The following is a 6331-nucleotide window of genomic DNA, read 5'->3' as shown; positions in this document are numbered from 1 at the left end:
GACCGGTGCGCACCGGTCGAGACGCCGCAGCGTTCGGAGAGATCCGCGGACGCGGATCAGACCATGCTCTTGGTGTGCCAGACAGTCTTCACCTCGGTGAAGGCACCGATCCGCTCCGGGGAGGCGACCACTTCCCCCGGGGTGAGCACGCGCTTGAGCGTGTCGGCGGCGGCGATCTGCATGTCGACCCAGTCGAGGTCGCCCGCGCCGGCCAGATCGAGGGCGTTCACGTCCTGATGCGAGGCGAGCCACGGGGCGATCTCGGCCGGCGAACCGGTGAGCACGTTGACGACGCCGCCGGGGACGTCGCTCGTGGCCAGAACCTCCGCGAGGCTGATGGCCGACAGGGGGTGCTGCTCACTCGCGACGACCACGACGGTGTTACCCGCGACCAGAACAGGCGCGACGACCGAGACCAACCCGAGCAACGACGAGTCCTGGGGGGCGACGATGGCCACCACACCGGTCGGTTCCGGTACGGAGATGTTGAAGTACGGACCGGACACCGGGTTCGCATTGCCCGCCACCTGGGCGTACTTGTCGCACCATCCGGCGTACCAGACCCACAGATCGATCGCCTCGTCGACCTGAGCGGCAGCAGCGGACGACGAAGCCCCCTCCTGCGCCACGATCTCGTCGATGAACTGCGCCCTGCGGCCTTCGAGCACCTCGGCGACGCGGTACAGCACCTGCCCGCGGTTGTAGGCGGTCGCACCCGACCAGCCCTTCACCGCGGCACGCGCGGCGACCACGGCATCGCGGGCGTCCTTGCGTGACCCCTTGGCGGCGTTCGCGAGGAACGCGCCCTTGGGTGAGAGCACCTCGTAGGTGCGTCCGGACTCGCTGCGCGGGAAGGCGCCGCCGATCGCCAGCTTGTACGTCTTCGGAACGGTCAGACGCTTGCTCATGCTGCGGCTCCCTTGAGGTAGGCGGTGAGTCCCTGACGTCCGCCCTCGCGGCCGTACCCGGATTCCTTGTAACCGCCGAACGGGCTCGACGGGTCGAATCGGTTGAACGTGTTGGCCCAGATCACACCGGCGCGCAGTCGATCGGCTACCGCGAGGATGCGCGATCCCTTGTCCGACCAGATGCCGGCGGAGAGGCCGTACGGCGTGTTGTTCGCCTTCGCGATCGCCTCCGCCGGGGTGCGGAAGGTCAGCACCGACAGCACAGGGCCGAAGACCTCATCGCGGGCGATGCGGTGCGACGCCTCGACCCCGGTGAAGATCGTCGGAGCGAACCAGAACCCCTGTTCGGGGATGGCGCAGTCAGCGGTCCACCGCTCCGCGCCCTCCGCCTCACCGATGTCGCTGAGCTCGCGGATCCGCGCGAGCTGCGCGGCGGAGTTGATCGCACCGATGTCGGTGTTCTTGTCGAGGGGATCCCCCAGCCGCAGCGTCGACAGGCGAGTCTTGAGTCGGTCGACGACCTCGTCGTGGATCGACTCCTGGACCAGCAGACGGCTTCCGGCACAGCACACATGGCCCTGATTGAAGAAGATGCCGTTCACGATGCCCTCGACGGCCTGATCGATCGGCGCGTCGTCGAACACGATGTTCGCCGCCTTGCCGCCGAGCTCCAGGGTGACCTTCTTGGCGGTTCCTGCCACGGCCCGGGCGATGTCACGACCGACCCCCGTGGAACCGGTGAAGGCGACCTTGTCCACGTCGGGGTGGCGCACCAGCGTCGATCCGGTCGCGCCGGCTCCGGTCACGATGTTCACGACACCGGCCGGAAGGTCGGCCTGCTGCAGGATCTCCGCGAAGAGGAGCGCCGTCAGCGGGGTCGTCTCGGCGGGCTTGAGCACGACGGTGTTCCCGGCCGCGAGAGCGGGCGCGATCTTCCACGCGAGCATCAGCAGGGGGAAGTTCCACGGGATGATCTGTCCGGCGACGCCGAGCGCGCGCGGGTTCGCCCCGAGTCCGGCGTGATCGAGCTTGTCCGCCCACCCTGCGTAGTAGAAGAACCAGGAGGCGACGAGGGGCACGTCGACGTCGCGGCTCTCCTTGATCGGCTTTCCGTTGTCGAGGCTCTCGGCGACCGCGAGTTCACGGGCGCGCTCCTGCACGAGGCGGGCGATGCGGAAGAGGTACTTCCCGCGGTCGCGTCCGCTCATCTTCGACCACGTCTTGTCATAGGCGCGGCGCGCAGCGGCGACCGCACGGTCGACGTCCTCGTCGCTGGCGGAGGCGATCTCGGCGATGTGCTTCTCGCTCGACGGCGAGATCGTCGAGAAGGACGAACCGGAGCCGTCGACGAACTCGCCGTCGATGAACAGACCGTAGCTGTCCTTGAGGTTCAGGATCGCGGTGGACTCCGGTGCCGGAGCGTATTCCAGAAATGACATGTTCGTCTTCCCGTCAGTCGATCGTGACGTAGTCGGGGCCCGAGTAGTGGCCGGAAGTGAGCTTCTGACGCTGCAGGAGAACGTCGTTGAGGAGGCTGGAGGCTCCGAAACGGAAGAGGTGCGGCTGCAGCCACTCCTCGCCCACCGTCTCGGCGACGGTGACCAGGTACTTCACCGCGTCCTTCGAGGAGCGGATGCCACCGGCGGGCTTCACACCGATCTTCTCCCCGGTCCCGCGATACCAATCGCGGACGGTCTCGAGCATGAGCAGCGTCGTGGGGAGCGTCGCGGCTGGCTGGACCTTGCCGGTCGAGGTCTTGATGAAGTCGCCACCGGCAAGGATGCCGAGCCAGGACGCGCGCTTGATGTTGTCGTACGTGTTCAGCTCACCGGTCTCGAGGATCACCTTGAGAGAGGCGTACGAGCCGTCCTCACGCCGGCAGGCTTCCTTGACCTGGGCGATCTGGTCGAACACGAGCCCGTAGCGGCCGGAGAGGAATGCCCCGCGGTCGATGACCATGTCGATCTCGTCAGCGCCGGCGGCGACCGCCTCAGCGGTGTCGGCGAGCTTGATCGCGAGCGACGAGCGCCCACTCGGGAATGCCGTGGCCACCGCCGCGACCGAGATCAGACCGTCGTCGGGGTCGCCGTGCAGACCGCCGAGCGCGCTCACCGCGTCGCCGACCATGTCGCCGTAGACGCAGACAGCAGCAACGCGCGGTGTCGACGGATCGGCGGCATCGGGGGTCTTCGCCTTGGCGACGAGCGAGCGCACCTTGCCGGGGGTGTCCGCTCCCTCCAGCGTCGTGAGGTCGATCAGCTTGATGATGGTGTCGAGCGCCCAGGCCTTCGACGTGGTCTTGATCGAACGCGTGCCGAGTCCGGCTGCGCGCTGTTCCAGACCGACGGCGTCCACTCCCGGAAGTCCGTGCAGGAAGCGCCGGAGAGTGGCGTCGTCCGGCTCGGCGCCGAGAACATCCACCGCCGCCCTGCGGCTGAGTTCTTTGGTCGTCACTGTTCCTCCAACAATGCTCGTGCTGTGGTCTCATCGGTCACCAGAACGCCGCACAGGCCACTGGTCACGACTGTACGTGCGATGTCGTGCTTGGCGGGACCCGCCGTCACGAAGATCGCATGGGTGGCTCCGCGAAGACGGTCGAGCGAGACGCCGACCGTCCGGGCGTCGAGTTGCGAGTCGACGATGTTGCCCTCCGCGTCGACGTAACGGCCGAGAACGTCGCCGACCGCGCCTCGGCGTGCGAGTTCCTCCACGTCCTCCGCACGGAGGTATCCGTTCTCGACATGGGCGGACGAGGCATCGCAGGGGCCTGCGGTGAAGAGGAACGCCTGCGCCTCCGCAGCCTCTTCGAGCACGGCCGCGACCGTGCGGTCCGACTCGATGGCCTGCTTGGTCTCGACTCGCTCGAGGATGGCGGGACTGGGGAGCAGCGATACCTGACCCGAGGCCCGCTGGGCGATCGTGACGGCCAGCCCCGCGGCGCCACCGGAACGGCGGTTCAGGCTCACTCCCCCATTGAGCTGCACCACGGTGACACCGTTGGCCCACCCGTCGGGAAGGGCCTCCGCGACGGCGCGCAGGGTGCGACCCCAGCTCACGCCGAGGGTGCGGGGAACCGGTCGCAGAGCGGTGAGGAAGTCGGCCGCGGCTTGCGCGACGCGCTCCAGCGTCCCGTCGTCACCCTCCGGCGAAGGAACGACGACGGCGTCCGTCAGTCCGAACCTCTCGACGAGGAGCCGTTCGAGGCCGAGGCGCCGGGCCCGAGGATGCACGATCTCGATACGCACGATTCCACGTTCCCTCGCCTGAGTGAGCAGACGACCGACCTTCCAGCGGGAGATCTTGAGAAGTCCGCCGATCTCGTCCTGGGTCTTGCCCTCGTCGTAATACAGCTCGGCGACGCGAACCATGAGCAGATCTTCTTCCACGGCATCCTCCTTCCTCCTCCAGGGTAGGCCCAATACTGCGTCCGCGCACCTGTGTGCTCATATGCGCAGATCGAGCGAAGGAGGTTGCACATCCGCCGGAGACGACGAAAGGACGCCCGTCAGATCCGACGGGCGCCCTTTCGATGTCATAGACGCTCAGACGCGCTTGCGCGTGGTGAGCACCTGGTCGACGATGCCGTACTCGAGTGCCTGCGTGGCGGAGAGGATGTTGTCGCGATCGATGTCGCGGTTCACCTGCTCCGGGGTGCGGTTCGTGTGCCCGGCCAGGGTCTCCTCGAGCCAGGTCCGCATGCGGAGGATCTCCGCGGCCTGGATCTCGATGTCGGAAGCCTGACCGTGACCGGCTTCGCCCATCGCGGGCTGGTGGATGAGCACGCGAGCGTTCGGAAGCGCGAGTCGCTTGCCCGGCGCACCGGCCGCGAGCAGCACGGCGGCCGCCGAGGCCGCCTGCCCGAGGACCACGGTCTGGATCTGCGGCGCGACGTACTGCATCGTGTCGTAGATCGCCGTCATCGCGGTGAACGAGCCACCGGGCGAGTTGATGTACATCGTGATGTCGCGCTCGGAGTCCTGGCTCTCCAGGACGAGGAGCTGAGCCATCACATCGTCGGCAGACGCATCGTCGACCTGCACGCCGAGGAAGATCACGCGGTCTTCGAACAGCTTGTTGTACGGGTCCTGACGCTTGAAGCCGTAGGCGGTGCGCTCCTCGAACTGCGGGAGCACGTAGCGGCTGGAGGGCAGGTCACCGGATGAGCGGAAGGTGGGTGTGTACATGAGCGTCCTTTCGCTTTCCGTTACTCGGTGTCCTGGTCGGTTCCGCCGCCGCCGATGACGTCGGAGGCCGATTCGCGGATGTGGTCGACGAAGCCGTATTCCAGCGCTTCCTCGGCGGTGAACCAGCGGTCGCGGTCACCATCGGCGTTGATCTGCTCGACCGACTTGCCTGTCTGGGCCGCGGTGATCTCCGCGAGACGGTTCTTCATCGACATGATGAGCTGCGCCTGGGTCTGGATGTCACTCGACGTCCCGCCGAAGCCACCGTGCGGCTGGTGAAGCAGCACACGCGCGTTCGGGGTGATGTAGCGCTTGCCCTTGGTGCCCGCGGTGAGGAGCAGCTGCCCCATCGATGCGGCCATACCGATTCCGACCGTGACGATGTCGTTCGGCACGAACTGCATCGTGTCGTAGATCGCCATGCCGGCGGTGATCGAGCCACCGGGCGAGTTCACGTAGAGGTAGATGTCTCGCTCGGAGTCCTCTGCGGCGAGAAGAAGGATCTTCGCGCAGATCTCGTTCGCGTTCTCGTCTCGCACCTCCGAGCCGAGCCAGATGATGCGGTCCTTCAGCAACCTGTCGAAGACGCTCGTTGCGAGGAGGGGTTCTGCAGCCATGTCAGCTCCTGATTCCGTGTTTCAGTGATTCGAATCTACCGGCGCAGGCGCGGCACCCAGGCCGTGTTCGCCGTCGGCATATCAGGTGTCGGCGTCAGCGATCTCGAGGGCGTATGCCGTCATCGACCGGTGGTAACGCGGAAGGTGGGGCACCAGGGCGAGCAACGCCACGGAGAGGCCCTGTGCCGGCCGACCCGCGCTCGCGAGGATGAGCGCGTGCACCGTGGCGACGGCATCGCGGTACGGACCGTCGGCCGACCGTTCCTCCTCCGCGCGGATGACGGCGAGGGCGTCGTCGTACTCACCGAGGTTCCGCAGCGAACTCGCCAACTGGATCACGCACTGCGGACGGTGCTCCTCGTCGAGCCCCAAAGTGAGAGCCCGTCGATACAGCGCGACCGCTTCGGCCGGCAAGCCCGCAGAGTCGCGGGCACCGGCCCGTTCGAACTCCGCACGGGCGTCATCGGGTCCGCGCTCCGCGGCCAGTGCGTCGATGCGCGCGATCGTGTCGGCGCCGACCTCCTCGCCGGAGGCCTGCGCCCACACCTCATCCACGCGCTCGTCCCAGCTCTTCGTCATGGTTGTCCCCTCGATAGGAAAAGAGGGCGGATGCCGCAGCATC

Annotated in this window: 7 protein-coding genes; all 7 read right to left on the bottom strand. The window is 67.2% G+C overall.

The window, feature by feature from the left end:
- Window positions 1-56 precede the first annotated feature (56 nt).
- The gene (locus ACLF6J_RS00805; protein ID WP_134351469.1) at window positions 57-908 is read right to left on the bottom strand and encodes an aldehyde dehydrogenase family protein; all 852 of its coding nucleotides are present in this window, start codon (window positions 906-908) and stop codon (window positions 57-59) included.
- Window positions 905-2347: an aldehyde dehydrogenase family protein gene (locus tag ACLF6J_RS00800; protein ID WP_047524017.1), complete on the bottom strand. Its 1443-nt coding sequence runs from the start codon at window positions 2345-2347 to the stop codon at window positions 905-907. Before ACLF6J_RS00800 ends, ACLF6J_RS00805 begins: the two co-directional genes overlap by 4 nt.
- 13 nt (window positions 2348-2360) lie before the next feature.
- Window positions 2361-3329, bottom strand: a complete 969-nt coding sequence (deoC, locus tag ACLF6J_RS00795; protein WP_052193791.1) for a deoxyribose-phosphate aldolase — start codon at window positions 3327-3329, stop codon at window positions 2361-2363.
- A gap of 29 nt (window positions 3330-3358) precedes the next feature.
- Window positions 3359-4294, bottom strand: a complete 936-nt coding sequence (locus ACLF6J_RS00790; RefSeq protein WP_134351471.1) for a sugar-binding transcriptional regulator — start codon at window positions 4292-4294, stop codon at window positions 3359-3361.
- A gap of 156 nt (window positions 4295-4450) precedes the next feature.
- Window positions 4451-5092: an ATP-dependent Clp protease proteolytic subunit gene (locus ACLF6J_RS00785; RefSeq protein ID WP_047524020.1), complete on the bottom strand. Its 642-nt coding sequence runs from the start codon at window positions 5090-5092 to the stop codon at window positions 4451-4453.
- A gap of 20 nt (window positions 5093-5112) precedes the next feature.
- Window positions 5113-5709 (bottom strand): ATP-dependent Clp protease proteolytic subunit, encoded by a 597-nt coding sequence (locus ACLF6J_RS00780; protein ID WP_017830295.1) that lies wholly within the window; start codon window positions 5707-5709, stop codon window positions 5113-5115.
- A gap of 81 nt (window positions 5710-5790) precedes the next feature.
- The gene (locus tag ACLF6J_RS00775) at window positions 5791-6288 is read right to left on the bottom strand and encodes a tetratricopeptide repeat protein (RefSeq protein ID WP_134351473.1); all 498 of its coding nucleotides are present in this window, start codon (window positions 6286-6288) and stop codon (window positions 5791-5793) included.
- Between the last annotated feature and the right edge of the window lie 43 nt (window positions 6289-6331).

The sequence above is a fragment of the Microbacterium sp. IO18 genome (assembly GCF_049099505.1).
GTDB classification, from domain to species: domain Bacteria; phylum Actinomycetota; class Actinomycetes; order Actinomycetales; family Microbacteriaceae; genus Microbacterium; species Microbacterium aurugineum.
Note: the sequence above shows the minus strand (reverse complement) of the source record. Positions and strands in the feature narration are given on the sequence as shown.